Origin of the sequence: Winslowiella sp. 2C04 (genome assembly GCF_050037805.1) — a bacterium.
Lineage (GTDB): Bacteria > Pseudomonadota > Gammaproteobacteria > Enterobacterales > Enterobacteriaceae > Erwinia > Erwinia toletana_A.
The window spans coordinates 1,881,278-1,906,640 of the sequence record NZ_CP188300.1 but is presented as its reverse complement, the minus strand read 5'-3'; the positions used below and the strand labels follow the sequence as shown (position 1 = coordinate 1,906,640).

Annotated in this window: 21 protein-coding genes and 1 tRNA gene; 7 read left to right on the top strand and 15 right to left on the bottom strand. The window is 52.7% G+C overall.

Annotated features, from left to right (window positions below):
* The first annotated feature begins 35 nt into the window (after positions 1-35).
* Together msrA and ACP3TC_RS08455 are read left to right on the top strand one after the other, a co-directional pair.
* On the top strand, positions 36-575 hold the full coding sequence (gene msrA, locus ACP3TC_RS08460; protein WP_313852429.1) for a peptide-methionine (S)-S-oxide reductase MsrA: 540 nt from the start codon (positions 36-38) through the stop codon (positions 573-575).
* A 157-nt stretch (positions 576-732) separates the two neighbouring features.
* Positions 733-820 (top strand) — tRNA-Ser (locus ACP3TC_RS08455).
* 79 nt (positions 821-899) lie between these two features.
* On the opposite strand, the gene ACP3TC_RS08450 is transcribed toward ACP3TC_RS08455, so the two are convergent.
* The 7 genes from ACP3TC_RS08450 to putP all read right to left on the bottom strand — a co-directional run bounded on the left by ACP3TC_RS08450 (position 900) and on the right by putP (position 8,240).
* Positions 900-1,775: a hypothetical protein gene (locus ACP3TC_RS08450; protein ID WP_313852430.1), complete on the bottom strand. Its 876-nt coding sequence runs from the start codon at positions 1,773-1,775 to the stop codon at positions 900-902.
* A 75-nt stretch (positions 1,776-1,850) separates the two neighbouring features.
* Positions 1,851-2,639: a phosphate starvation-inducible protein PhoH gene (gene phoH, locus ACP3TC_RS08445; protein WP_313852431.1), complete on the bottom strand. Its 789-nt coding sequence runs from the start codon at positions 2,637-2,639 to the stop codon at positions 1,851-1,853.
* A gap of 67 nt (positions 2,640-2,706) precedes the next feature.
* On the bottom strand, positions 2,707-2,922 hold the full coding sequence (locus ACP3TC_RS08440; RefSeq protein WP_426818010.1) for a hypothetical protein: 216 nt from the start codon (positions 2,920-2,922) through the stop codon (positions 2,707-2,709).
* 289 nt (positions 2,923-3,211) lie between these two features.
* Positions 3,212-4,498, bottom strand: a complete 1,287-nt coding sequence (gene efeB / locus ACP3TC_RS08435) for an iron uptake transporter deferrochelatase/peroxidase subunit (RefSeq protein ID WP_426818009.1) — start codon at positions 4,496-4,498, stop codon at positions 3,212-3,214.
* A 6-nt stretch (positions 4,499-4,504) separates the two neighbouring features.
* On the bottom strand, positions 4,505-5,632 hold the full coding sequence (gene efeO, locus ACP3TC_RS08430) for an iron uptake system protein EfeO (protein ID WP_426818008.1): 1,128 nt from the start codon (positions 5,630-5,632) through the stop codon (positions 4,505-4,507).
* A 57-nt stretch (positions 5,633-5,689) separates the two neighbouring features.
* Positions 5,690-6,523: an iron uptake transporter permease EfeU gene (gene efeU / locus ACP3TC_RS08425; protein WP_313852437.1), complete on the bottom strand. Its 834-nt coding sequence runs from the start codon at positions 6,521-6,523 to the stop codon at positions 5,690-5,692.
* Positions 6,524-6,755: 232 nt separating this feature from the next.
* A complete protein-coding gene (gene putP / locus ACP3TC_RS08420) occupies positions 6,756-8,240 on the bottom strand; it encodes a sodium/proline symporter PutP (RefSeq protein WP_313852438.1) in 1,485 nt (494 codons plus the stop codon).
* A gap of 433 nt (positions 8,241-8,673) precedes the next feature.
* Between putP and putA the strand changes: the two genes are divergently transcribed.
* Entirely contained in the window at positions 8,674-12,627 is a 3,954-nt protein-coding gene (gene putA, locus ACP3TC_RS08415; protein ID WP_426818007.1) for a trifunctional transcriptional regulator/proline dehydrogenase/L-glutamate gamma-semialdehyde dehydrogenase, read from the top strand.
* Between the two features lie 51 nt (positions 12,628-12,678).
* On the opposite strand, the gene ACP3TC_RS08410 is transcribed toward putA, so the two are convergent.
* The 8 genes from ACP3TC_RS08410 to ACP3TC_RS08375 all read right to left on the bottom strand — a co-directional run bounded on the left by ACP3TC_RS08410 (position 12,679) and on the right by ACP3TC_RS08375 (position 21,210).
* Complete coding sequence (locus ACP3TC_RS08410) at positions 12,679-14,613, bottom strand: hypothetical protein (RefSeq protein ID WP_426818006.1); 1,935 nt, start codon at positions 14,611-14,613, stop codon at positions 12,679-12,681.
* A gap of 156 nt (positions 14,614-14,769) precedes the next feature.
* Positions 14,770-15,522 (bottom strand): L-cystine ABC transporter ATP-binding protein TcyN, encoded by a 753-nt coding sequence (gene tcyN, locus ACP3TC_RS08405; protein WP_313852442.1) that lies wholly within the window; start codon positions 15,520-15,522, stop codon positions 14,770-14,772.
* Complete coding sequence (gene tcyL, locus ACP3TC_RS08400) at positions 15,519-16,187, bottom strand: cystine ABC transporter permease (RefSeq protein ID WP_313852443.1); 669 nt, start codon at positions 16,185-16,187, stop codon at positions 15,519-15,521. The genes tcyN and tcyL overlap by 4 nt, the downstream gene beginning before the upstream one ends.
* Positions 16,187-16,987, bottom strand: a complete 801-nt coding sequence (gene tcyJ / locus ACP3TC_RS08395; RefSeq protein WP_313852444.1) for a cystine ABC transporter substrate-binding protein — start codon at positions 16,985-16,987, stop codon at positions 16,187-16,189. The genes tcyL and tcyJ overlap by 1 nt, the downstream gene beginning before the upstream one ends.
* Before the next feature lie 155 nt (positions 16,988-17,142).
* Complete coding sequence (locus tag ACP3TC_RS08390) at positions 17,143-18,129, bottom strand: D-cysteine desulfhydrase (protein ID WP_426818005.1); 987 nt, start codon at positions 18,127-18,129, stop codon at positions 17,143-17,145.
* An 85-nt stretch (positions 18,130-18,214) separates the two neighbouring features.
* Positions 18,215-18,718 carry a flagella biosynthesis regulatory protein FliZ gene (gene fliZ, locus ACP3TC_RS08385; RefSeq protein WP_426818004.1) on the bottom strand — a complete coding sequence of 168 codons (504 nt, stop codon included), beginning with the start codon at positions 18,716-18,718 and terminating at the stop codon, positions 18,215-18,217.
* Positions 18,719-18,762: 44 nt separating this feature from the next.
* Entirely contained in the window at positions 18,763-19,485 is a 723-nt protein-coding gene (locus tag ACP3TC_RS08380) for an RNA polymerase sigma factor FliA (protein WP_313852447.1), read from the bottom strand.
* 231 nt (positions 19,486-19,716) lie between these two features.
* Entirely contained in the window at positions 19,717-21,210 is a 1,494-nt protein-coding gene (locus tag ACP3TC_RS08375; RefSeq protein WP_426818003.1) for a flagellin, read from the bottom strand.
* Positions 21,211-21,496: 286 nt separating this feature from the next.
* On the opposite strand from ACP3TC_RS08375, the gene fliD reads away from it, so the two are divergent.
* From fliD to amyA, 4 genes are all read left to right on the top strand, one after another.
* Positions 21,497-22,924, top strand: coding sequence for a flagellar filament capping protein FliD (gene fliD, locus ACP3TC_RS08370; protein WP_426818002.1), 1,428 nt, complete (start codon positions 21,497-21,499; stop codon positions 22,922-22,924).
* An 11-nt stretch (positions 22,925-22,935) separates the two neighbouring features.
* A complete protein-coding gene (gene fliS, locus ACP3TC_RS08365) occupies positions 22,936-23,346 on the top strand; it encodes a flagellar export chaperone FliS (protein WP_426818001.1) in 411 nt (136 codons plus the stop codon).
* Positions 23,346-23,702: a flagella biosynthesis regulatory protein FliT gene (gene fliT, locus ACP3TC_RS08360; protein ID WP_426818000.1), complete on the top strand. Its 357-nt coding sequence runs from the start codon at positions 23,346-23,348 to the stop codon at positions 23,700-23,702. Before fliS ends, fliT begins: the two co-directional genes overlap by 1 nt.
* 135 nt (positions 23,703-23,837) lie before the next feature.
* Entirely contained in the window at positions 23,838-25,316 is a 1,479-nt protein-coding gene (gene amyA / locus ACP3TC_RS08355) for an alpha-amylase (RefSeq protein WP_426817999.1), read from the top strand.
* The last annotated feature ends 47 nt before the right edge of the window (positions 25,317-25,363 follow it).

Here is a 25,363-nt window from a genome sequence, read left to right as displayed (position 1 = left end):
AACAGGATAAGCGATCACCATTCGGGAGTTTGAGCATGGCTATTGAATACGCAACGATTGCAGGCGGCTGTTTCTGGTGTACTGAGGCAGTATTTAAAGATGTGATCGGCGTGGAGACCGTTGAAAGCGGATATATCGGTGGTCACACCGCTAACCCAACTTATGAAGACGTGTGCACCGGCACCACCGGTCATGCGGAAGGTATCCGCATTGGTTTTGACCCGGAAAAACTTAATTACGGCGATCTGCTTGATATCAGCTTTGCCACCCATGATCCGACACAGCTGAACCGCCAGGGCAATGATATCGGCACGCAATATCGTTCGGCGATTTTCCCTGCTGATGAGGCACAACGTCAGGAAGCCGAGGCGGCTATTCAGCGCGCCCAGCAGGATCATCAGCAGCCAGTGGTGACGACAATAGAAAGCGGCGAATGGTATCCGGCGGAGAACTATCATCAGGATTACTGGAGCGGTCGTGGTCAGCAAAATGGTTATTGTATGGCGGTGATTCCACCAAAATTACAAAAGCTGCGTAAAAGCTATGCCAACCGGGTTAAATCACTGAATCAATAATAATTATGCCCCACATTTGTGGGGCTATTTTCTGCTGCGCAATCTCAGCTGGTTACAGCTTAACCGAATATAACGAAAGGGAAAAAATCTTCTTGACCGTTTCCCTGCGACTCCCTATAGTAGCGCCCCGTTAGCCCTTACGGGATAACAAAAAATTGGTGAGGTGTCCGAGTGGCTGAAGGAGCACGCCTGGAAAGTGTGTATACGGCAACGTATCGAGGGTTCGAACCCCTCTCTCACCGCCATATTCGATAAAAAAGCTCGAACTTCGGTTCGGGCTTTTTTGTTTTTGAAGATAGCAGTTATCAACCTGAAACGCTGTGGTTAACGTTCGTTATCTACCGGCATCCATTGTTGTGTCAGCCTGACCAATTTATCATCCAGTGCATCATATAAAATTTTCTTTTGATACCCTTCTGCCATTAATCTGGCATATAAATCATGCTGCTCACGGGTGCGGTGATGACCATCAGGCATTTCCGCCATCAGACGTTTTAATTCTTTTAATTCTTCATCCAGTTTCATCCAGGGAGCAAGTAACCCATCCAATTCTTCCCTCTGCTCACCGGTTAAAATAAACTCCTGGCCGTTTACTGTCGTAGTAATATTATCCGCGTTACTCCCGGATAATTTCGGCGCAGGATGCTCAATGCTGGTAAATTGTTTGAGATTGCCGTTCTCTGCGGATGTTTGCAAGCAACTGAAAAAATCTTCGAATGCTGCACAACTATTCAGCGTCTGTGGCAGAGCATCGCTGATTTCAATATGGGACTGCTCCATACTAAAGCCATCATTACGCCCCAGATAGCTAAGGGTAAAAACAGCACTGACTTTGTTATCCGTCGTCACGGCTAAAGATAACACCTGCAGATTTTTTTCCTCCATATAGTTTTTTAATGCCTCAGCATTATTTGTCTGGAATGCGACCGCCAAATTTGCCGGCAGAGGCCGCAGCATTTTATTATCCGGCGGCTGGCCCAATAATTTTTTGACGTTTTGATGTTCCGGAGAAGCTGGCTTAACGCTTTCATAAATCGAACGAGAATGGCTATTAATCGGCACACTGGAATTTGTTACGCTTAGCGGTGGCATGAACTTTCCTCTCTCATAAAGTTGCAAAAGACAAGTTACATGCTCTTGTTGATCGTTTCTTACAGAATCAGACTTTTTAACAATGTGATTAATCAGATTTTGTTTCACTGACAGCGGCTGAAATATCGTGTAAAAAAAAGCCCGGACGTGAGGCCGGGCTTTTGCGGCTACAGATTAACTCACTCAACTATAAGCGTGCAGCGTGCGCTGACAGAGCAGCGAACGCACACAATCATTTTTCCCAAAACGCACGATGCCAATCATCTCATCTTCCTCAAAGCGCGCTAATGCATCGCTGAGGCCTGACTGCACGTTAGACGGTAAGTCACACTGGGTGATATCACCGTTGACGATAACCGTCACGTTTTCCCCAAGGCGGGTCAGGAACATTTTCATCTGGGCGGCGGTGACGTTTTGCGCCTCATCAAGGATCACCACGGCGTTTTCAAAGGTGCGCCCGCGCATGTAGGCAAAGGGCGCAATTTCGACCTTACCGATTTCAGGTCGCAGGCAATATTGCATAAAGGAAGAACCCAGACGTTTAACCAGAACGTCATACACTGGCCGGAAATACGGTGCGAATTTCTCTGAAATATCACCGGGCAAAAAGCCCAGGTCTTCATCCGCTTGCAGTACCGGACGCGTAACAATAATCCTTTCGACATCCTTGTGAATCAGGGCCTCTGCCGCTTTCGCAGCACTGATCCAGGTTTTACCGCAACCTGCTTCACCGGTCGCGAAGATCAGTTGTTTCTTTTCTATGGCATGGAGATAGTGTGCCTGAGCTTCATTCCTGGCTTCAATCGGTGAGTGATCGCGCGAGTCGCGCGCCATACCAATAGAGTCCAGCCCACCCATTTGCACCAGCGAGGTGACCGATTCTTCTTCACGCTGACGATGACTGCGTGAATCGCTACGAAGCACACGTTTTGCTTCACGACGAGCTTTGATCACTGCTTTCTGTCTTCCCATAGTGGCACCTTACAGTTGGTTTCATTTCCCGCTTCTCTTTCAGCAGAGAGGCGATTACGTGAACGCTTTAGAGGTTTTGGCTTCCTTTTAAGCCTTGAATAGCCATTGAAAAAAGTGCGTACAGAGGCCAGAGCGTATTACGCACCGGAAAACGAGTAACGTTTTGATAAAGCGTCTGGAAAGAGAAAAAAGAAGAGAATATTATTGAGAGAGAAACACCCTCGCGAGGAAAAGCGCTTAAAAAGGTATTGAGATTTGAGTATCCATGAACAACTTTTCCCATTCGCGATCTCCATGGTGAAACTTAAACACATCTGACTACCGCTGTGATTAAAGTGCAACAGATCTTCAGTTGAATGCAACAATTATTTTACTTCGCCCGCAGTAAAAAAGAGCTTATTACCATTGCGGCAATAGGCATTAAATGTTTTGCTGATAAAAATCATGCAGTTAAAATTAAATACCCCAAGCGAAGCGGCTGGATAATTTGCTAAAAATAGTTGGCGGCTTGCGAACGCAGCCGCCAGATTTGATTAATAAATAGCCTGTCAAAGCAGCCAGAATAATAAATATCAGGCCTCAAGTAGCGCCTGCGCCAGATAATGTTTCTCATCGACCACACCCGGCAAAGCGAAAAAATAACCGCCGCCAACCGGCTTGATATACTCTTCCAGCGCCTCACCGTTCAGGCGTTGCTGCACTGCCAGAAAACCTTTTTCTAAATCATGCTGATAGCAAACAAACAGTAATCCCATTTCCAGCTGGCCTGACTGAGAAACACCCAGCGAATAGCTGTAGCCGCGACGCAACATCAGGCTACTTTGCGTTGCCGCACTGCGTGGATTGGCCAGCCGGATATGCGCATCCAGCGAAATCACTTCACCATCCGGATCGTTGCTGTAGTCCGGCACATCGTGCTCATTCTGCATCCCCAGAGGTGCACCGCTGTGTTTTTCGCGGCCAAATATGGTCTGCTGCTCACTCAGCGGCGTGCGGTCCCAGAATTCGACGCGGAACTGAATAATCCGCACTGCCTGATAACTGCCGCCGTGCGTCCAGTCCGGTTCACCCTGCCCGGCCCCCACCCACAAAATATTGTCCATTAGTGGCCGATCGGCAGTATCAGGGTTAGCAGTGCCGTCTTTAAAGCCCAGCAGATTAATCGGCGTCTCTTTACCTTGACTGCGCGCCGCATGATTGGAGATAAACCCTTCGCGACGCCAGCGCACACTGAGCAAATCCGGCGAATGCTTGATGATATCGCGCAGTGCGTGAATCACCGTATCGTTAGTGTTGGCGCAAATCTGCAGCAGCAGATCGCCATGACACAGGCGGGCATCCAGCGCATCGTTAGGAAAACGCGTCATGGTTTGCAGCTTCAGCGGCTTAAGATGTGCCAGACCGAAGCGCTCATCAAACAGCGAGCTGCCCAGCGACACGGTAATGGTGAGATTATCAGGAAAGATCGTGTCACCGAGGATCCCAGAGTCCATCGGCGGCAACTGCGGATTGGTCACCAGCGGCGCTTTACCCCCTTTGGTTAAAAAGGCTATGCGCTGTGTCAGCAGCGTAAACAGCCGCCGCAGATCGTTTTTATCACTGGCCAGCACGTCAAAAGCCACCAGCATCATTGCCGCCTGTTGCGGCGTAACGATGCCGGCCTGGTGAGTGCCGTAGAAAGGCTGCTCTTCGCTACGCGCGTTGGGCGGCAACGCGCCGGGTGAAAAAGTCTGCTGCTGTTTCGCCGTCGCGGCGGCCACCGGACAGCCGCCACCGACAGCCAGAGCACCACTCAGGATGCCCATCCCTTTCAGTAATCGCCGACGCGACGGCAGCGCCGCATCATCCTGTTTTGCCATTTCTGATTAATCCAGACCTAAAGTACCGCGCAGCAGCGAAAGATCCTCGGCCAGTGCCGTAATCGGACCTTTTAACGCATTACGATCGGCAGTCGTTAATTTATCGTATGGCTGATAGCCCTGCTCAGTGCGATATTTGTCAAGAATAGCGTCGACTTTTTTGAAGTTAGCATCGATTTTCGCCAACAGTTGCGGATTCGCTTTTTCCAGCAGCGGCCGCAGCAGGCTGACGATTTTTTGTGCGCCATCGACGTTAGCGCGGAAGTCCCACAGGTCGGTGCGGCTGTAACGATCTTCCTCACCGGAAATCTTACTGGCAGCCACCTCTTCAATCAGGCCGGCTGCGCCACCAACCACTTTACCCGGCGGAAATGCCAGTTCGCTGATGCGGGTTTGCAGATCCAGCGTGTCTTTATATAAGCGGTCAGCGTACTCATCCATGCCTTTGGTGGTGTTGTCGGCAAACAGCGCTTTCTCCAGGCGGTGGAAACCGGTGAACTCAGGATCCTGCGCTTTTTTCTCGTAGTCATCTTCACGCGCATCAATGCTGCCGTCGAGGTCGGAAAACAGTTCAGCAATCGGCTCAATACGCTCATAATGCTGACGCGTCGGTGCAAACAGCGCCTTCGCTTTTTCGACATCTCCGGCTTTTACCGCATCGGTAAAGGCTTTAGTGCTGGCTACCAGCTGATTCACTTCTTTGGTGACATACACTTTATATTCGGCAATCGGGCCAACCAGTTGCAGTACATCTGGCTTGCCGTTGTTTGGCTGCACGCCGTTAGCCTTAACAATCAGTTTGCCTTTCGGGTTGCTGAGCAGGCCGCAGGTCATCTCATATTCGCCCGCTTCCAGATTAGCGGTCATTTTCTGGCTAAAACCCGGCGCAATATTTTCCCGCTCTTCCACCACCATCACCCCTTTGAGGATTTCCCACTCCAGCCCTTTCTGACTGTCATTTTTGATGATGAATTGGGTTTTACCGGCATTTACCGTTAACGTCATTGGATCGCACTGCTTATCGTTAACGCTAATTTTTACCTGCGGAACGTCAGCAGCTTGTAGTGCTGTGGATGCAGCAGACACCGCCAGCAGCGCGACATACAGCGCCTTACGGCGAAAACGAGTAGTCATATTATTTCCCTTTAAAGGTCATTTAACTGCGCGTCAGCAGACGCGCATTCAGCTGGCTTAGCGCGATGAACTCGCCGCTGAAGCCGCAGGACGTGCTGGCAGAAAGAACAGCAGCAGCGCCGGAATCAGATAGATAAAGTACACGGCCACCTCACTGACGGTTGGCGTCTCCTGATACCCGAGAATGCCTTCGAGTAAGGTGCCAAACAGCGTATGAGTGGAAAGCGTGTTACTGAGATCAAAGGCGACAGCCTGAAAATGATTCCACAGGCCCGCTTCGTGAAAAGCGCGAATCGCTCCGGCGGCCAGCCCGGCGGCGACAAACAGAATAAGCAGGCTGCTCCATTTAAAAAACTTCGCCAGATTAAGGCGCACGCCACCCCAATAGAGCAGCATACCCAACACTACCGCGGTAGCGAGGCCCAATACCGCACCAATTGGCGGCGCAATACCGACATCCTGCTGGAAAGCCGCCAGCAGGAAAAATACCGATTCCAGCCCTTCCCGGGCGACGGCAAGGAACACCATCAGCACCAGTGCCCAGCCATTACTGCTGCCGCGTTGTAATGCGTGATCAACGGCGTCTTCCAGCTGCGCTTTGACGTTGCGCGACACTTTGCGCATCCAGAATACCATCCAGGTCAGAATGCAGACCGCCACCAGCGCCACTAACCCTTCAAACAGCTCCTGCTGTTTCTGTGGAAACTCACCGGTGGTTTCATTGATAAATACTCCCACCGCCAGACAGAGCGCCACGGCGATAACTACCCCGGCCCACATGGCAGGAAACCATTTCGCGCGCTGAGTGCGCTTCAGGTAGCTGGCAATCAGGCTGACAATCAGCGCCGCCTCCAATCCTTCACGCAGCATAATAAGAAAAGGAACGAACATGCCTGCCACCTTAAATGTGAAACGCGGTCAATGAGAGTAAAGAAGCGTAAAGCAGAAACGATATCGATTATCATTATCGCCAAATAAAATACAAGAGGTGGTCGCGTAATTTTGTTGATTTGCTGGGGTACAAAGCAAAAAAAACCCCACAACGTGGGGCCTTTAACTGGGGCGCGGGTTTGCCCCTGACAGAACAGAACAACGGGAGCGGAAACGGCTCACCGGCAGCAGATCAATCCGCTTTATATTCCGCTTCAGCCGCAGCAAACCGCTGCAGCGCAGCTTTGGACGGCGCACGCCCCATCAGGCTCACCAGCACAATGGCGATACAGGCGAAGGCGAAGCCAGGAATGATTTCGTACAGCCCCAGCCAGGCGTAATGTTTCCAGATCAGTACCGTTGCGGCACCGACAACCATCCCAGCCAGCGCGCCGTTACGCGTGGTACGCGACCAGCACACCGCAAACAGAACTACCGGCCCAAAGGCCGCGCCAAAGCCCGCCCAGGCATAGCTGACCAGACCCAATACCCGGTTGTTCGGATCGGAGGCCAGCGCGATAGCGACGACCGCCACCAGCAATACCATCAGGCGACCGACCCACACCAGCTCGCGCTGACTGGCTTTTTTACGCAGGAAGCTTTTGTACAGATCTTCCGTCAGTGCACTGGAGCACACCAGCAGCTGACAGCTCAGCGTCGACATCACCGCTGCCAGAATCGCTGACAGCAGAATCCCGGCAATCCATGGATTGAACAGAATGCGCGCCAGCTCGATAAAGATACGCTCGGCGTTATCCGACACGCCAGCCGCCTGGGCCGGGTTGTTCTGGAAGTAAGCAATACCAAAGAAGCCAACCGCTACCGCACCTGCCAGGCACAGAATCATCCACGCCATACCAATACGACGCGCGGTGCGAATTGAACGATGGGAATCGGCCGCCATAAATCGAGCCAGGATATGCGGCTGGCCAAAGTAGCCCAGTCCCCAGCCCAGCAGCGAAACCACGGCGACAAAGTTTAGCCCTTTCAGCATATCAATGTTCTCAATGCTTTTGGCCTCAATCACTTTAAGCGAATCGCTGAATCCCCCCACCGCGAAAATCACCATTACCGGCGTCAGGATCAGTGCAAACAGCATCAGGCTGGCCTGCACGGTGTCGGTCCAGCTGACCGCAAGAAAACCGCCAATAAAGGTGTAGACGATAGTCGCCGCCGCACCGGCCCACAGCGCGGTTTCGTAACTCATGCCAAAAGTACTTTCAAACAGTCGTGCTCCGGCAACCACACCGGAAGCACAGTAAATGGTGAAAAATACCAGAATGATAATTGCCGAGATCACCCGCAGCAGCTTGCTGTTATCTTCAAACCGGCTGGAGAAGAAGTCCGGCAGCGTCAGCGCGTTATTATGATGCTCGGTCTGAACGCGCAGTCTGCCGGCGACAATCTTCCAGTTCAGCCAGGCACCGATAGTCAGGCCGATGGCAATCCAGCTCTCGGAAATACCGGAGATAAAAATGGCGCCAGGCAGGCCCATCAGCAACCAGCCGCTCATATCCGAGGCACCGGCCGATAGCGCAGTCACTACACTCCCCAGACTGCGGCCGCCCAGAATATAATCATCAAAGTTTTTTGTTGAGCGGTAAGCAATAAAGCCGATCAACACCATGCCAAGTATATAAACGATAAAGGTCACCATCATCGGTGTACTTACAGTCATCCTGTTTCTCCATTTATTATCGATTTTTGCAGAGCCATTATTTTTACCCTTTACACCACCGGAACGTGGCGGCGTCACATCTGTTTACCCCGAGGCGCGGTATCCTGCCGGAAACGTTTTCTGCGCACAATGGATTTAACACATCCGTTACCCCCAGTTCACCTGTAAACGTTCGCTAAAAGTCCAGAGGTTGCACCCGATCACAAAACCAATGGTTGCACCCCGTAACAACCCTGATAAAACCAGGTGTTTACGAGACTTAATCAACTGGCGAGCTTTTTGCAGCAATAAGCATGCCGCTTTGGCAGTGTTAACATTTAAGTGATTTTTCACAATGCCAGCTGGGTCACAATTAACACGGTTGCACTTAGTTGCAACATAAGTGATATTGCAGCTCATTAGCCTGGTAATCTATTTGAGGAGTGTTCAGGGCATGGCAACAACCACCATGGGTGTAAAGCTCGATGAAGCCACACGCGATCGTATCAAACTGGCCGCACAGAAAATTGATCGCACGCCGCATTGGCTAATAAAACAGGCCATATTCAACTATTTAGCTCATCTTGAACGGGATGATGCCCTGCCTGAGATCGCCACCGACAGCCAGATTAATGAGGGCGATGCGCTGCCGACAGAAGAGACGCATCAGCCATTCCTCGACTTCGCTGAACACATTTTACCGCAGTCGGTCACGCGTGCGGCGATTACCTCCGCATGGCGTCGCCCGGAGACCGAAGCAGTACCGATGATGCTGGAACAGGCGCGCCTGCCTGCCGCACTGGCGGAGAAAACTCATCAGCTGGCTTACTCGCTGGCCGATAAGCTTCGGCACCAGAAAGGGGCAAGCGGACGCGCTGGCATGGTGCAAAGCCTGCTACAAGAGTTCTCACTCTCCTCGCAGGAAGGCGTGGCGTTGATGTGCCTCGCCGAAGCATTACTGCGCATTCCCGACAAGCCGACGCGCGATGCGTTGATTCGCGACAAAATCAGTAACGGTAACTGGCAGTCACATCTCGGACGCAGCCCGTCGCTGTTTGTTAATGCCACCACCTGGGGACTGTTGTTCACCGGAAGGCTGGTGGCAACGCACAATGAAGCCAGCCTGTCACACTCGCTTAACCGCATTATTGGTAAAAGCGGCGAGCCGTTAATCCGCAAAGGTGTGGATATGGCGATGCGCCTGATGGGTGAACAGTTCGTTACCGGCGAAACCATCGCTGAGGCGCTGGCCAATGCGCGCAAGCTGGAAGAGAAAGGTTTCCGCTACTCTTACGATATGCTGGGTGAAGCCGCACTGACCGCCGAAGATGCCAAAGCCTATCTGCTCTCGTATCAGCAGGCGATTCACGCCATTGGCAAAGCCTCCAATGGCCGTGGCATTTATGAAGGCCCGGGGATTTCAATCAAACTCTCGGCGCTGCACCCGCGCTACAGCCGCGCGCAGTATGAGCGGGTGATGGAAGAGCTTTATCCGATCCTTAAATCGCTGACTTTACTGGCGCGCAGTTACGATATCGGCATTAATATTGATGCTGAAGAGGCAGACCGCCTGGAGCTGTCATTAGATTTGCTGGAAAAACTGTGCTTCGAACCGGAACTGGAGGGCTGGAACGGTATTGGCTTCGTGATCCAGGCCTATCTGAAACGCTGTCCGTTCGTGATTGACTCACTGATCGATCTGGCCCAGCGCAGCCGCCGCCGTCTGATGATTCGTCTGGTAAAAGGCGCATACTGGGATAGCGAAATCAAACGCGCCCAGATGGAAGGCCTGGAGGGATATCCGGTGTATACCCGCAAGGTGTATACCGACGTCTCCTACCTCGCCTGCGCCCGCAAACTGCTGGCGGTGCCTAATCTGATCTATCCACAGTTTGCTACTCATAATGCACAAACCCTCGCAGCGATTTATCAGCTGGCGGGCAATAACTATTATCCAGGTCAGTATGAGTTCCAGTGCCTGCATGGCATGGGCGAACCGCTGTATGAGCAAGTGGTGGGCAAAGTCGCCGACGGCAAACTGAACCGCCCTTGTCGTATCTATGCACCGGTCGGCACCCACGAAACGCTACTGGCCTATCTGGTGCGTCGCCTGCTGGAAAACGGGGCCAACACTTCATTTGTTAATCGTATCGCCGATAAAACCTTGCAGATTGAGGATCTGGTGGCCGATCCGGTTTCAGCCGTCGAGAAACTGGCGGCGACGGAAGGCGCAATAGGGTTGCCACATCCGAAAATTCCATTGCCGCGCGATCTGTACGGCAGCAAACGTCAAAACTCTGCCGGGCTGGATCTGGCCAATGAACATCGTCTGGCGTCGCTCTCCAGCGCACTGCTGAATAGCGCCTCACAACCGTGGCTGGCACAGCCGATGATTGACGGTGAGTTGGCCAGCGGTGAAACCCAGCCGATTATCAACCCGGCAGAGCCGACGGATGTGGTGGGTGAAGTGCGTGAGGCCAGCGAACAGGAAGTGTCCATCGCGCTGGATGCGGCCGTTAACGCCGGCCCGATTTGGTTTGCCACACCGCCGCAGGAGCGCGCGGCGATCCTTGAGCGTGCCGCCATCCTGATGGAAGGCCAGATGCAACATCTGATTGGTATTCTGGTGCGCGAAGCCGGTAAAACCTTCAGCAACGCGATTGCAGAAGTACGTGAAGCCGTTGACTTCCTGCACTACTACGCCGGTCAGGTACGCGATGATTTCGACAATGAAACCCATCGCCCGCTGGGGCCGGTCGTCTGCATCAGCCCATGGAACTTCCCGCTGGCGATCTTTACCGGGCAAATCGCCGCCGCGCTGGCCGCCGGTAATAGCGTGCTGGCTAAACCGGCAGAACAGACGCCGCTGATTGCCGCCCAGGCGATTCAAATCCTGCTGGATGCGGGCGTTCCACTGGGTGCCATTCAGCTGTTACCAGGGCGCGGTGAAACCGTCGGTGCACAGCTGACCGGCGATGATCGCGTGCGCGGCGTGATGTTTACCGGCTCAACCGCCGTTGCCACTCTGCTGCAACGTAATATTGCCGGACGCCTTGATCCACAGGGCCGCCCTACACCGCTGGTGGCGGAAACCGGCGGCATGAACGCGATGATCGTCGACTCTTCTGCACTGTCCGAACAGGTGGTGGTGGATATCGTCGCCTCCGCGTTTGACAGCGCCGGCCAGCGCTGCTCGGCACTGCGACTGCTGTGTATCCAGGAAGATGTTGCTGAACACACGCTAAAAATGCTGCGCGGTGCGATGGCGGAATGCCGTATGGGCAATCCGGAACGCCTCTCAACGGATATCGGCCCGGTCATCGATCGTGAAGCAAAAGAGAATATCGACCGCCATATTCAGGCGATGCGCAGCAAAGGTCTGAAAGTGTACCAGGCGGCGCAGGAAAATCGTCAGGACAGCAAAGAGTGGGCGCAAGGCACTTTTGTGATGCCAACGCTGATTGAGCTGAATGCGGTCGAAGACCTGGATAAAGAGATCTTTGGCCCGGTGCTGCACGTGGTGCGCTTTAGCCGCAATACTCTGCCAGCGCTGATTGAGCAGATTAACGCTTCGGGTTATGGCCTGACGCTTGGCGTTCACACCCGCATCGATGAAACCATTAATCAGGTGACGCAAAATGCCAAAGTCGGCAACCTTTACGTCAACCGCAATATGGTCGGCGCAGTGGTTGGCGTGCAGCCGTTTGGTGGTGAAGGTCTGTCCGGCACCGGACCAAAAGCCGGTGGTCCGCTCTATCTGTATCGTCTGCTGTCGCATCGTCCCGATGACGCGCTGCAGATTACGCTGGACCGACAGGATAGCGAGCGTCCGCTGGATGCCGCGCTGCGCCCAACGTTGCAGCAGGCCCATCAGGCACTGACGGCATGGATAAGCCAGCAGCAACCAGAACTGACAGCGGTAAGTCAGCGCTTTGGCCAGCTGGCGCAGGCCGGTACGCTGCGCCTGTTGCCGGGTCCAACCGGCGAGCGCAACAGCTTTGCCCTGCTGCCACGTGAACGCGTGCTGTGCCTGGCGGATAATGACCGCGACCGCCTGGTGCAGCTGGCCGCCGTCACCAGTGTCGGCAGCCGCGCGTTATGGCCGCAGCAACCAGAGTATCGTCAGTTGTTCGGGCGTTTGCCTGAAGCAGTACAACGCCATATCGACTTTGCAGCAGATGTCCTTGCGAAGGGCGAACACATTGAGGCGGTGATTTATCACGGCGATGCCGATCAGCTGCGTGAGCTGTGCGCCAGTGTCGCCGCTCGCGAAGGTGCCATTGTCTCGGTGCAAGGCTTTGCCCGCGGTGAAACCAATCTGCTGCTGGAACGCCTGTTAATCGAGCGCTCGCTCAGCGTCAATACCGCAGCAGCAGGCGGTAATGCCAGCCTGATGACTATCGGCTAACACCACTGCGGTCTGGCCGTCGGCACGCATTGCTGGCGGCCAGGCTTCCCACTAAACACGGCGTCTTTTTGTTGACGGCTCCGACCGTTCAGCCGGCTGAGGCTTTAATCCTGCCGTGGTTTTTGCCTCAACAACAGAGGTTTCCTTTTTAATATCCAGCGGATCGTAGCCTGGTCCATAATCCACCAGTAATTGCTGCCCTTTCTTCACCGGTTTGATGGTGACATACAGCGGGATTAGGTCGTCGATAAACAACAGAGCAATATTATTTCCTGCGGCCCCCGCGATGCCCGCTTCATTTAGCGGCGGCAGTTGATGCATTTGATTGGTATTGATCAACGCCAGACGATTCGAGTGCCGAAAAGCCGAAACAATCACCGCGTGCCCTTCAGCATCAGCCGGCAGCGTCCAGCTATAACCAAGGTTGCGCTGGCAGCCAATTGCGCGATTTTCGCGTGCAATTTGCTCTTCAGAATCAAGCAGCACGCCACTGTATCCGCCCAAAATCGTCAGGGCGGGAATTGAAGTCTCAGCAAAAATACCCAGCCCCCACGGCGCGGGCCGGTCGTCTGCTGGCTCAGTTTCGGAGGGGATAAACTGTTGCAACGGGCGACTGAGATATTTATCGAAGGTTTTTATTTGCTGGCTACCGTCACTTGCAATTAACCGGCTGGCGAAACGGTTAGCCTTCGCCATAAACTGATTTCTGACCTGCTTTCCTTTGGTTTTCAGACAGGCTTCCAGCTCAACGGATGGATAGATTTTCCAGCCTGCTGGTTTAATTCGTTCAGCGGTCAGGCTGCGTTCGGGATTATTCGGGTCAAGCAGCAGTGGCGCGGCGTCATTTAATTTCAGTATCAGCCGATAGCGCTGCGGTTCCCAGCAGCTCTCTGCCAGCAAACCGTCATCCGGTTCCTGCTTAATGGCAACAATCGGCGAATCTGGTGATGAGGTGCCTGAACCCATGCTATTAAGCCATGTTCTGACGCTTTGCTGCATGCAGTCTGTTTCAGCCAGTCGGCAAAAGGCTAAGCCCAGTTCAGTCAGGCCATTCCTGTCGGCACATCTCATCAGGGTGGTGAGTTTTATCTCGTGATCGCCTGCAAACTGTGCCAGCGTCACTGTCTGCGGCTGCGTGGCAACCGCTTTCTGCCAGTTCAGCAGCGCGTTCATTATCCCGTAATATTTACGATAAAATTTTTCACCATACGGCGTCAGGCCGGTTGCCGATTTACTGAACAGGCTGGCGCAGCGCCTGAACATCGACCAGCTGACGTCAACACATTGTGCGAAATTTTTGATACCAATCAGCTTACGTTGTTCTGGCTCCAGCTTCAGCCAGCAGCGTAGCGCCAGGGCATTGCGCATTGGGCTGAGATCTCTGAGCGGAATATTTTTACTCGACTGCTGCTCCGTCAGCTTTTTCCCCCGCCCGGACACGCCAGCTTCGATATTAGCCAGCGTACCGAAGTATTTACTGTCAATGCCGCGTGACCTGGCGAAGTATCTGACGGAGCAAATCTTTCTTTCCTCAATGGTCATTTTTTGCCAGTCATTCAGCGCCTGCTGTAATGAACAGATCACTACCGGCTGGTTTCTTTGTCGAAAACTTTCGATAAAGTTTTTTCCCTTCTCATTAACTCCTGCTCCGTAGACATAATGATGAGCACTGGTTACACCTCTGGCGAGAAAAAAATCCTGCACGTTTTCTTCAGCGGGATAAATAACCGCAAGCTGTTGCCACTCCTCGAGCGCCTCGACCAAGGCTAATTTGGCTGAAAATGTCGCAGTTGGCGCCAATGTTTGTGGTGCAGGCAGAGAATATTGCGTGGCGGATCGGTCTGTTTTGGGCAATGACAGCGGGGTATTACTGGTTTGAATGACCGTGCTCAGCGTATCACTGGTCTGGAGCGGAGAAGCACCAGGCAGATTTATCCCTGTGACGGGCAACAGTTTGCCGCCGTTATTTGTCCCGTTAACCGGCATATGTTCATCCTTGTAGACGCGATACTTTATTTTCGCGTCAGGCAGCGTGCCAGAGGCGCGGTCTTTTTAATATTATAATTCGCTTAGCGGGCCAGTTCCGGGCTTCCCTGCCCGGCTAGCGTCAGCAAGCCGAATGTAACCGCATAAGTAAGGCGATTAATTATTGAGGAATTTATCGAGAAACTGACGGGTGCGTTCCTGCTGCGGATGAGAGAAAAGTGCTTTGGCCGGGCCTTGTTCGACAATCTTTCCCTGATCCATAAAGATCGCGCGGTCGGCGACATCACGGGCGAAGCTCATCTCATGCGTCACAATCACCAATGTGCGCTTCTCTTCTGCCAGCGCCCGAATGGTATTCAGCACTTCCCCTACCAGCTCCGGGTCCAGCGCCGAGGTCGGCTCATCAAACAGAATCACTTCAGGCCGCATCGCCAGCGCGCGCGCAATCGCCACACGCTGCTGCTGGCCGCCAGACAGACGGCGCGGGTAGCTGTCTTCTTTACCGTGCAGGCCGACTTTCTCCAGCAGCTGGCGTGCGCGAGCAATCGCTTCTGCCTTCGGCTCACCTTTAACGATAACCGGCCCTTCAATAATGTTTTGCAGCACCGAGCGGTGTGGGAACAGATTAAAGCTCTGGAAGACAAAGCCGACCTGCTGACGTAAACGGCGCACCTGTTGTTGCTGTTTACTCAGCGGCTGATTAGCATCAATTAAGATATCGCCAACTTTAATGGTGCCGCTATCCGGTTCTTCCAGCAGATTAATACTGCGCAGTAAGGTGGTTTTACCCGATCCGCTTGGGCCAATAATCGCCACCACTTCACCGGAACTGACGGACAGATCGATGCCATGCAACACCGTCTGACCATTAAACTGCTTCACCAGTTTGCTGACTTCGATGGCGCTCATTTTGACTCCCGATCCTGACGATTAACGTGATTTTCCAGCTTGTTCTGCAACACCGATAACAGCGTTGCCATCACCCAGTAAATCAGTGATGCCGCAAGGTACATGGTAAACACTTCCAGCGTGCGCGAGGTAATCAGCTGCGCCTGTCGGAACAGTTCTGGCACCTGAATGGTGGCCGCCAGCGAGGTATCTTTCACCAGACTGATAAAGCTGTTGCCGAGCGGTGGTAATGCGGTGCGCGCTGCCTGCGGCAGAATCACCCGGCGCATTGTTTGCCAGCGCGTCATACCAATACTGGCGGCCGCTTCCCACTGTCCGCGTTCGATGGAAGAGATCGCGCCACGTAGCGATTCAGAAGCGTAAGCCGCGGTGTTGAGCGACAGGCCAATCATTGCCGAAGGAATCGGATCCAGCTCAATACCAAACTGCGGCAGGCCGTAGTAGATCATAAACAGCTGTGCGATCAGCGGTGTGCCGCGAAATATTGAGACGTAGAACCGTGACAGCCAGCGGGCTGGCCAGAAGGTGGACAGGCGCATCAGTGCCAGGATAAAACCGAGCAGCAGGCCAAAGAACATGCCGCCAATACTCAGTTGCAGAGTAAAAACGGCACCTTTCAATAAAAAAGGTGCTGAATCCAGCACCAGTTGAATACTATCTTGCATTATTTAGTAACGTCCGCGCCAAACCATTTATCAGACAGTTTAGTGAGCGTACCATCTTTCTGCATCTCTGCGATGGCGGCATCAATCGCCTTCACCAGATCTTCATTGCCTTTACGCACAGCCACGCCGGACTCCTGACGCGAGAATGCCGGGCCAGCAACCGCCAGCGTACCACCGGTTTTCTTCACCAGATCCAGTGCCGCCAGGCGGTCAACCAGAATCGCATCGATACGGCCAACGCGCAGATCCTGATATTTGGTTGGATCGTCATCATAGGTGCGCACATCAGCATCTTTGACGTTTTCACGCAGCCACTGCTCGTAGTTAGAACCGAGGCCAACACCGACTTTTTTACCATTCAGATCTTCAGGTTTGGTGATGCTACCGGCGTTATCTTTTTTGGTCAGCGCCTGAATACCGGAAACGGTGTAAGGAGTGGAGAAGTCATATTTCTTTTTGCGCTCGTCAGACAGGGTAACCTGATTGATCACCACGTCGATGCGCTTGGAATCTAACGAAGCCAGCATTCCGTCCCATTTGGTCGGTTTCAGATCGGCTTTCAGACCGAGGTGCTGCGCCAGGGCATTGGCGAAGTCGACTTCAAAACCGGCCAGCTTGCCGTTTTCATCCTGGAAGCTGAACGGCGGGTAAGTTCCTTCCAGACCGACCAGCAGCGTACCGCGCTGTTTCACTTTATTCAGCAGATTTTCCGCCGCGAAGGTGTTGGCATTAAAACCCGCCACCAGCGCCACTGCCATCACACCCATCACCAGTTGGCGACGTACCAGAGAGAAGTTCATATCGACCCCATTATTGTGAGTTTATGCTTTGCTATAAGTCGATAACGGTGCGGTTTTCAGCACCGTTATCACAGGTAAGGGCGGCTTTTGCCACCGATTCCAAAAGTTTCCAGCAATAATATCGTCCGGATTATAAACGCTTTTTCGGCGACGACTTAGACCGAAGGATGATAAGCAAATAACGCCGGCGCACCACCGGTGTGAACAAACACAATTGGCCCTTCGCGGCGGAAGCGCTGCTGCGCAATCCCATCAATCAAACCTGCCATCGCTTTGCCGGTATACACCGGGTCAAGCATGATGCCTTCCAGCCGCGCCAGCAGTTTTATCGCTTCGATGCCCTCTTCATTCGGCACGCCGTACTGCGGGGCAAAGTAGTCATCCCACAGGGTAATTTCTGCCGAGGCGCTGAGGGTCAGCGACTGCGCCACCGACTGTTGCAGGCTTTGCACTTTTGGCAGCTGATGGGCAACCTTACGTGAGACGGTGACACCTACCAACTCGGTATCCGGTAACAACTGCTCCAGCCCAACCGCCAGCCCGGCATGGGTTCCGGCACTGCCCGAAGCCACTACCACCGCCGCAATATCCGTTATCCCTTCAATCTGATGGGCAATTTCCTGCGCGCACTCAACGTAACCCAGCGCACCGAGCGCATTCGATCCCCCGACCGGCACCACATATGGACGAAATCCTTGCGCTTCCAGCAGCGTGGCCTGCTGTTCCAGCTGGCTGTCCGGCGCATGCAGAGCATCAACCATGACGATTTCGGTGTCCATCAATGACAGTAACAGGCGATTCCCATTGGTCAGGTAGTTTTCCGCTTCGGTGGCGATCGGATTTTCCAGTAGCGCCACGCATTTCAGCCCAAGCTTTGCGGCTACCGCGGCAGTCTGACGCACGTGATTGGACTGAATGGCACCGGCTGTCACCAGCACATCGGCTCCCTGACGCAGCGCATCAGCGGCAAGGAATTCGAGTTTTCTCAGTTTATTACCGCCAAGCGCGACCGGCGTGACATCGTCACGTTTAATAAAAATATCGCGGCCAAGGTAGTCGGAAAGACGTGGCAAATGTTCCAGCGGCGTCGGTGCGCCGATAAATTCAAGACGGGGGAACTGCATAAGGTGATGTAAGGACAACGTAGCCTCCAGCGAAAGCTTTTTCAGTTATCCCTGTAGTTTTACAGAAGATGACCGAATGGTCATCTCCGATTTAATATGTTGGCTAATTACGTTGCCAGCCAAGGAACTGATCGTACTTGCGCAGCGCAATACGATAGTTGTTTTGCCCGGCATCCGGCAGATCTTGTTCCAGGCATGCATGCCAGCTATTACCGCGCAGCTTATCCGCCGGGAAATTACGTGCCGACAGCATATCGTCGAGGCGACGCAGGCGCACCACATACTCACGAATGGTGCTGTGGCTCATCTCAGTTTGCTCAAACAGATATTGTTTAAACGCCATGATATCGAAATAGTTAGGCTGGCTGTTGCAGTAAATATCACTGCAAAAGCGGCACAGCGCCGTCAACTCACTTTGCAGTTTTTGCCACACCTGCTCGTCGATCAACTGATCCATCCGCACGATGGCTTCTTTATTGATTACCTGGCCGCGAAAGACCAGCGCCATGCGATCCAGCACTTTGTCGCAGTGCGAGCAGTTGCTCTGGCTGTGTTTATAGTCTTTCAGATATCGGCTTAATGGCCTTGTTTTAGTTTTGGATACCATATGAGATTCCCCGGTTAAAATTTTGAAAGCGAGAACTGACTCTGTCAGCGCGCTGCCGTTAACCGGGTGCGCAAGCGTTTTATCGCCTGACTGTGCAGTTGGCTGACGCGGGATTCCCCGACTTCCAGCACCGCGCCAATCTCTTTCAGATTCAGCTCTTCCTGGTAATACAGTGTCAGCACCATCTTTTCGCGATCGGGTAACCCCTCGATCGCTTCGATGACCCGATCGCGCAGATTCCCTTCCATCAGCTGATGCAGCGGGTTGGCTTCTTCATGCCCTTCTGTCACCAGCTCCGCGCTATCGCCGTGCTCTTCGCGATACTCGTCGTAGGAAAAAAGCTGGCTATTGTTAGTATCCAGCAGGATCTGCCGGTACTCTTCCATCGAGACATTCAGCTGTCCGGCAACCTCCTGCTCGGTGGCCGCTCTCCCCAGTGACTGCTCTACCTGTTGCATCGCCCCGGCCACTTCGCGCGCGTTGCGGCGTACGCTGCGGGGGGCCCAGTCGCGACTGCGCAGTTCATCCAGCATCGCGCCGCGAATGCGCTGCACCGCATAGGTGGTGAAGGCGGTACCGTGCAACGCATCAAAACGATCGACGGCATTTAACAGCCCGATACCTCCGGCTTGCAGCAGATCGTCCAGCTCGACACTGGCGGGCAGACGCACCTGCAGGCGCAACGCTTCATGGCGCACCAGCGGCACGTATCGCTGCCACAGCGAATGTTTATCCATCACGCCTTCGGCGGTATATAGATCGCTCACTCTGACTACCCTGCGTTATTGAGTTATCGGCATAATTATCCGTTTCTGTAGCAATATCGATTGAGTGAATAGGGATAAAAAAGCGGGTTAATTCGGCTTAGTGTTATCGAGCAGGCCGAGGGTCTTATCAGGGTTATCGCAGCGGGATCGGTGGAATTTTTCTGGTGGATTATCAGCAAAAAACCCTGCCGAAGCAGGGTTTAAACAGTGTTACGCGTACCGCGTGGCCAATTAGCCCTGCAGCAGAGACAGAACCTGCTGTGGAACCTGGTTAGCTTTAGACAGCACTGAGTTACCTGCCTGCTGCAGAATCTGCGCTTTGGACATATTGGAAACTTCAGTTGCGTAATCAGCATCCTGAATACGGGACTGTGCAGATGACAGGTTGGTGGTGGTGTTGTTCAGGTTGGTGATCGCAGAATCCAGACGGTTCTGCACTGCACCCAGGCTTGAACGGAATTTGTCGATTTTGCTGATAGCGTCATCCAGTGCTTCCAGTGGATTTGCAGTAGACTGCTGTGCTTTAGCCGCATCTTCATTGATCAGGGTTGCAGCACCGGCTTCGGTACGACCCATATAAACGGTTTTATCAACCATAGTACCGGTGCCGTCGTCAAATTTCGCAGTCACTTGATCGCCAGTTGCGTTGACATCGTACTGCTTGCCATTTATTTTCAGGGTGCTGCCGTCTTTTTTCGCACCTTGCAGATCCAGATCGGACATTTTCGCTGCGCGGTTATCCTGGGTAGCTGAAGTGGTCAGCTGGCCAGAAACAGCATTGGTATAAAGAGCCGTTCCACCCAAAGTAGCGCCAGTACCAGCAGCAGCGGTGCTCCCTGTAGTGGTCATGTTAACGTCTTTACCGTCTACGGTAGTTTTAAAGCTGGCGTTACCCTTATCATCAGCATCAGCGGTTAAAGTCAGATCCATACCGTTGTAAGAGACGACATCGCCAGATTTTTTATCTGCCAGTTTACTTGCTAAATCGACAGCATCATCAATGGCGGCAGCGTTATCAGTCGTTGCACTATTGGTAAATTTACCATCAGCAGCACCGATATACTGAGCATCGCCACCTTTCGTCACCGCACCGCTATCAACATTGACGTTGAAGGTGTCTGCACCCACTTTATAGTTATCAGTACCGGTTGCTTTAAACTCAGAAATTAACTGGCTGCCGGTCACTTTCTGTGCGCCGTTGACATTGAAACCATTTAAGCCGAGGCTTTTGGAATCAATTTTCTGCAGGTCGATAGAGATGGTTTCACCATCGTTAGCGCCGACCTGAATTTTCATAGTGTTATCAGAAGCCAGCACTTTCACGCCGTTAAACTGAGTCTGGCCGGATACGCGGTCAATTTCGCTCAGACGGGAAGTGATTTCATCCTGAATGGAAGTCAGATCAGAATCAGAGTTGGTGCCGTTAGTTGCCTGAACGGTCAGTTCACGGATACGCTGTAAGTTATTGTTAATTTCAGACAGTGAACCTTCGGTGGTCTGAGCCACTGAGATACCATCATTAGCGTTACGCGCAGCCTGAGTCAGACCTTTAATGTTAGAGGTAAAACGGTTGGCAATCGCCTGACCCGCAGCGTCGTCTTTTGCGCTGTTGATACGCAGACCGGAAGAGAGACGCTCAATAGAGGTGCTCAGTGCGGACTGTGATTTGTTCATGTTGTTCTGGGTCAACAGCGACAGGCTGTTAGTGTTAATAACTTGTGCCATGATAATATCCTTTCATTCTACTCGGTTAGGTTTGGGCTGTTGCCCTCGGCTTTATCGCCGTCTAACCCTCTATCGGCGTCCGCCCGCTAACCTTTAGAAAAATTTCACTCTCAGACACAATTTATTTCTGCCGCTGACCTCCTCGCTGCTTCAAATCCTAATGCCAGGAAATGCCCTTCTCCACGGTCGCTGTTCCGTTTATTGACGGGAAAAAAAATTTGTAAACTTCCCGGATGTTGTGCCGATAAACCGAGTACTTTCACACCCGAATAAAATAAGGACTGTTATGGCTTCCATCTCTTCAATGGGTATTGGATCCGGGCTGCCGCTGGATACGCTGTTAACCAATCTGACTACCGCGGAAAAAGGACGCCTGACGCCGATTTCCACCCAACAATCAGCGTATACCGCCAAGCTGAGCGCTTATGGTTCACTGAAAAGCGCGCTGACCAGCTTCCAGACCGCCAACTCGGCGATCAATACCAACGCGATTTTCCAGAGCACCACCGCCACCAGCAGCGCCACCGACGCATTTACCGCCACCACTGAAGCTGGCGCAGCGACCGGTAAATATTCCGTTGCGGTTACCCAACTGGCGCAGGCGCAGTCATTGCTTTCCGGCAAAGTTGACAGCAGCACCAGCAATCTGGGCACCAGCGGCGCCGGCACCCGTACGCTGACCATCAGCCAGCCAGGACAAGAGAAACCGCTGGAAATTGAGCTGACCGATGCACAGAGCACCCTGACCGGTATCCGCGATGCGATTAATAATGCTGATAGCAGCGTAAACGCCAGCATTATCAAAGTAGATGATAAAAACTATCAGTTGGTGGTAACCTCCGCCGAAACCGGCGAGAAAAATGCCATGACGCTTAGCGTCAGCGGTGACGCTAAACTGCAAAGTTTTATAGGTTATGATGCCAGCACCAGCAGCAACGGCATGTCGCAGACCGTCAGCGCGCAAAACGCCCTGCTGTCGGTTAATGGTGTCGATATTGAGCGCGAAAGCAATACCATTACTGATGCGCCGCAAGGCGTAACCTTAACGCTACTGAATAAAACCACTGATACCCAGTCGCTGACGATTGCCAAAGACACCTCAAAGGCCAGCACGGCAATTAAAGCCTGGGTGGATGCCTATAACGCATTGCAGGACAGCTTCAGTAATCTGACCGCTTATACCGCGGTAGATGCCGGTGCCGAAGAACAGAGCAGCAGCAACGGTGCACTGCTCGGCGACAGCACCCTGCGCACCATTCAGACCCAGCTTAAGAATCAGCTGACTAACGCCGCCAGCTCATCGACTTATAAAACCCTGTCGCAGATTGGTATTACCTCGAATCCGACCACCGGCAAACTGGTGCTGGACAGCGATAAGCTCTCGACGGCGCTGTCAAACGACGCCAAAGGCGTGATGGCGATGATTAATGGTGACGGCAAAAGCACCGGTATTAGCACCACCATCAATAACTCCATTACCCGCTACCTGGCTACCGACGGGATCCTGACCAACGCCACCAATGGCGTCAGTCAAACCCTGAAGTCGCTGACCGCGCAGTACAATAAAACTAACGACAGTATTAATGATGCCATCGCCCGTTACAAAGAGCAGTTCACCCAACTGGACGTGCTGATGAACAAGCTGAACAGTACCAGCAACTATTTAGCCTCACAGTTCACCACGTCAAACAGCTCTTCCAGCAGCTCGTCATAAGAGAGGACATAATGTATAGCGCAAGCGGTACCAAAGCTTATGCCAAAGTCGGCCTGGAAAGCGCCGTCATGAGCGCCAGTTCCGACCAGTTAATGACACTGTTATTCGACGGCGCGTTAAGCGCACTGGTGCGCGCCCGCCTGTTTTTGCAGGACGGCAACCAGCCGGGTAAGGGCGAATCCTTGTCAAAAGCGATCAATATTATTGATAACGGACTGAAAATGGGGCTGGATGACAGCAGCGGCGATGAGCTGGCCGATAATTTATCCGCGCTGTATAGCTATATGACGCGTCGCCTGTTACAGGCCAATCTGCATAATGATGTTGCGGCAATTGAAGAAGTCGAAGCCTTACTGCGCAATATTGCCGATGCCTGGAAAGAGGTGTCCACTTCTAAAGCCCTGGTTCAGGACGCGATTTAATGAATATTGCACCGCACTTGTTCACGATTTACCAACAGCTGTTATCTCTCAGCCAGTCGGTGTTACGCCTGGCCAGCGAGGGAAAATGGGAAGAATTAATTGATATGGAAGTTAATTATGTCAGTGCGGTCGAAAAATTAAGCCAGCTAACCCGGCAGCAGCCTGTGCCTTCTCATACTCAGGATCAGCTGCGTCCGGTGCTGCGTCATCTGCTGGATAACGAAGCAGAAATCAAGCGGCTGTTGCAGGCGCGCATGGAAGAACTGAGTTCACTGATTGGCCATTCTAATCGGCAAAAATCGATGAATTCCGCCTACGGCAAACTGGCTGGCACGGTATTATATCCGGCAGAATAACCGGTATCAGTCACGCCAGATATTCCTTCAATGCATCAAGCGGGCCAACGTTCAAAAATAAATCTGTAACGGCCCGCGCTTTTCCTCACGCTTACTCCATACTTCATTTTTAGCTGGTTAAAAATGGAGCTTACAATGCATAACCCCACGCTGTTGCAGTTCTTTCACTGGTATTACCCCGACGGGGGAAAATTGTGGCCTGAAGCAGCTGAGCGTGCGGCATGGCTGGCAGAAATCGGTATTACTTCTGTCTGGCTACCGCCAGCTTATAAAGGGGATTCCGGCGGCTACTCTGTCGGCTACGATACTTACGACCTGTTCGACTTAGGTGAATTTGATACTAAAGGCAGCCGCGCCACTAAATACGGCGATAAAGAACAGTTGCTGGCAGCGGTAGAGGCACTGAAATCACATAATGTTGGCGTACTGCTCGATGTGGTGCTCAACCATAAAATGGGTGCCGATGAAAAAGAGGCGGTGCAGGTTAATCGCGTCAATCCCGATAATCGTGAAGAGATTGACGAAGAGGTGATCGATGCCGAAGCCTGGACGCGCTTTACCTTTCCGGTGCGTGACGGCAAATATTCACAATTCGTCTGGGATTACAAATGTTTTAGCGGCGTTGATCATATTGAAAACCCGGATGAAAATGGCGTGTTCAAAATCGTCAATGACTATACCGGCGAAGGCTGGAATGAGCAGGTTGATGACGAACTGGGCAACTTCGATTATCTGATGGGCGCTAATATCGACTTTCGCAATCATGCGGTAACCGAGGAGCTTAAATACTGGGCGCGCTGGGTGATGAATGAAGTGCATTGCACCGGTTTCCGACTCGATGCGGTTAAACATATTCCCGCATGGTTTTACAAAGAGTGGATCGATCATATTCAGGAAGTCGCTGAGCAGCCAATGTTTATCGTCGCGGAATATTGGTCGCATGAAGTGGATAAGCTGCAGCAATATATTGACCAGGTCGACGGCAAAACCATGCTTTTCGACGCCCCGCTGCATATGAATTTTCATCATGCCTCGCAACAGGGTGCCGATTACGATCTCAGTCAGATATTCAATGACACGCTGGTCGCCACCGATGCTTTCCATGCGGTGACGATTGTCGCCAACCACGATACACAGCCGCTACAGTCGCTGGAAGCGCCGGTTGAGCCGTGGTTCAAACCGCTGGCCTATGCGCTGATTCTGCTGCGTGAACAAGGCGTACCGACTGTCTTCTACCCGGATCTGTTTGGTGCCAGCTATGAGGATGAAGGCGGCGATGGTCAGCAGTATAAAATTGAGATGCCTGCAATCCCTGAACTGGAAGCATTAATCCGCGCCCGTCAGCTGTATGCGCACGGGGTGCAGACCGATTATTTTGATCATGCCAACTGCGTTGCTTTCAGCCGCAGCGGTACGGAAGAACAGCCGGGCTGCGTGGTGATTATGTCCAACGGTGAACAGGGTGAGAAAACCGTAGCGCTGGGAGAGAACTTTGCCCATTCACAGTGGCGTGATTATCTCGGCCATCGTGAAGAGATCGTCAGCTGTGATGACCAGGGTAACGGGCAATTTTTCTGTAACGGCGGCAGCCTGAGCGTCTGGGTCGTGCAGTAACCTTGTACAGCCCGACGCATGGACGCGTCGGGCTGTTAACCGGCTGC

What these genes read in the sequence shown, in the direction of transcription:
- fliT (WP_426818000.1), top strand. Translation starts at nt 23,346, where the DNA reads ATGAATATTGCACCGCACTTGTTCACGATTTACCAACAGCTGTTATCT.
- msrA (WP_313852429.1), top strand. Translation starts at nt 36, where the DNA reads ATGGCTATTGAATACGCAACGATTGCAGGCGGCTGTTTCTGGTGTACT.
- fliS (WP_426818001.1), top strand. Translation starts at nt 22,936, where the DNA reads ATGTATAGCGCAAGCGGTACCAAAGCTTATGCCAAAGTCGGCCTGGAA.
- tcyL (WP_313852443.1), bottom strand. Translation starts at nt 16,187, where the DNA reads ATGCAAGATAGTATTCAACTGGTGCTGGATTCAGCACCTTTTTTATTG.
- ACP3TC_RS08375 (WP_426818003.1), bottom strand. Translation starts at nt 21,210, where the DNA reads ATGGCACAAGTTATTAACACTAACAGCCTGTCGCTGTTGACCCAGAAC.
- fliD (WP_426818002.1), top strand. Translation starts at nt 21,497, where the DNA reads ATGGCTTCCATCTCTTCAATGGGTATTGGATCCGGGCTGCCGCTGGAT.
- putA (WP_426818007.1), top strand. Translation starts at nt 8,674, where the DNA reads ATGGCAACAACCACCATGGGTGTAAAGCTCGATGAAGCCACACGCGAT.
- efeB (WP_426818009.1), bottom strand. Translation starts at nt 4,498, where the DNA reads ATGGCAAAACAGGATGATGCGGCGCTGCCGTCGCGTCGGCGATTACTG.
- tcyN (WP_313852442.1), bottom strand. Translation starts at nt 15,522, where the DNA reads ATGAGCGCCATCGAAGTCAGCAAACTGGTGAAGCAGTTTAATGGTCAG.
- amyA (WP_426817999.1), top strand. Translation starts at nt 23,838, where the DNA reads ATGCATAACCCCACGCTGTTGCAGTTCTTTCACTGGTATTACCCCGAC.
- tcyJ (WP_313852444.1), bottom strand. Translation starts at nt 16,987, where the DNA reads ATGAACTTCTCTCTGGTACGTCGCCAACTGGTGATGGGTGTGATGGCA.
- ACP3TC_RS08410 (WP_426818006.1), bottom strand. Translation starts at nt 14,613, where the DNA reads ATGCCGGTTAACGGGACAAATAACGGCGGCAAACTGTTGCCCGTCACA.
- efeO (WP_426818008.1), bottom strand. Translation starts at nt 5,632, where the DNA reads ATGACTACTCGTTTTCGCCGTAAGGCGCTGTATGTCGCGCTGCTGGCG.
- phoH (WP_313852431.1), bottom strand. Translation starts at nt 2,639, where the DNA reads ATGGGAAGACAGAAAGCAGTGATCAAAGCTCGTCGTGAAGCAAAACGT.
- putP (WP_313852438.1), bottom strand. Translation starts at nt 8,240, where the DNA reads ATGACTGTAAGTACACCGATGATGGTGACCTTTATCGTTTATATACTT.
- ACP3TC_RS08440 (WP_426818010.1), bottom strand. Translation starts at nt 2,922, where the DNA reads ATGGGAAAAGTTGTTCATGGATACTCAAATCTCAATACCTTTTTAAGC.
- fliZ (WP_426818004.1), bottom strand. Translation starts at nt 18,718, where the DNA reads ATGGTATCCAAAACTAAAACAAGGCCATTAAGCCGATATCTGAAAGAC.
- efeU (WP_313852437.1), bottom strand. Translation starts at nt 6,523, where the DNA reads ATGTTCGTTCCTTTTCTTATTATGCTGCGTGAAGGATTGGAGGCGGCG.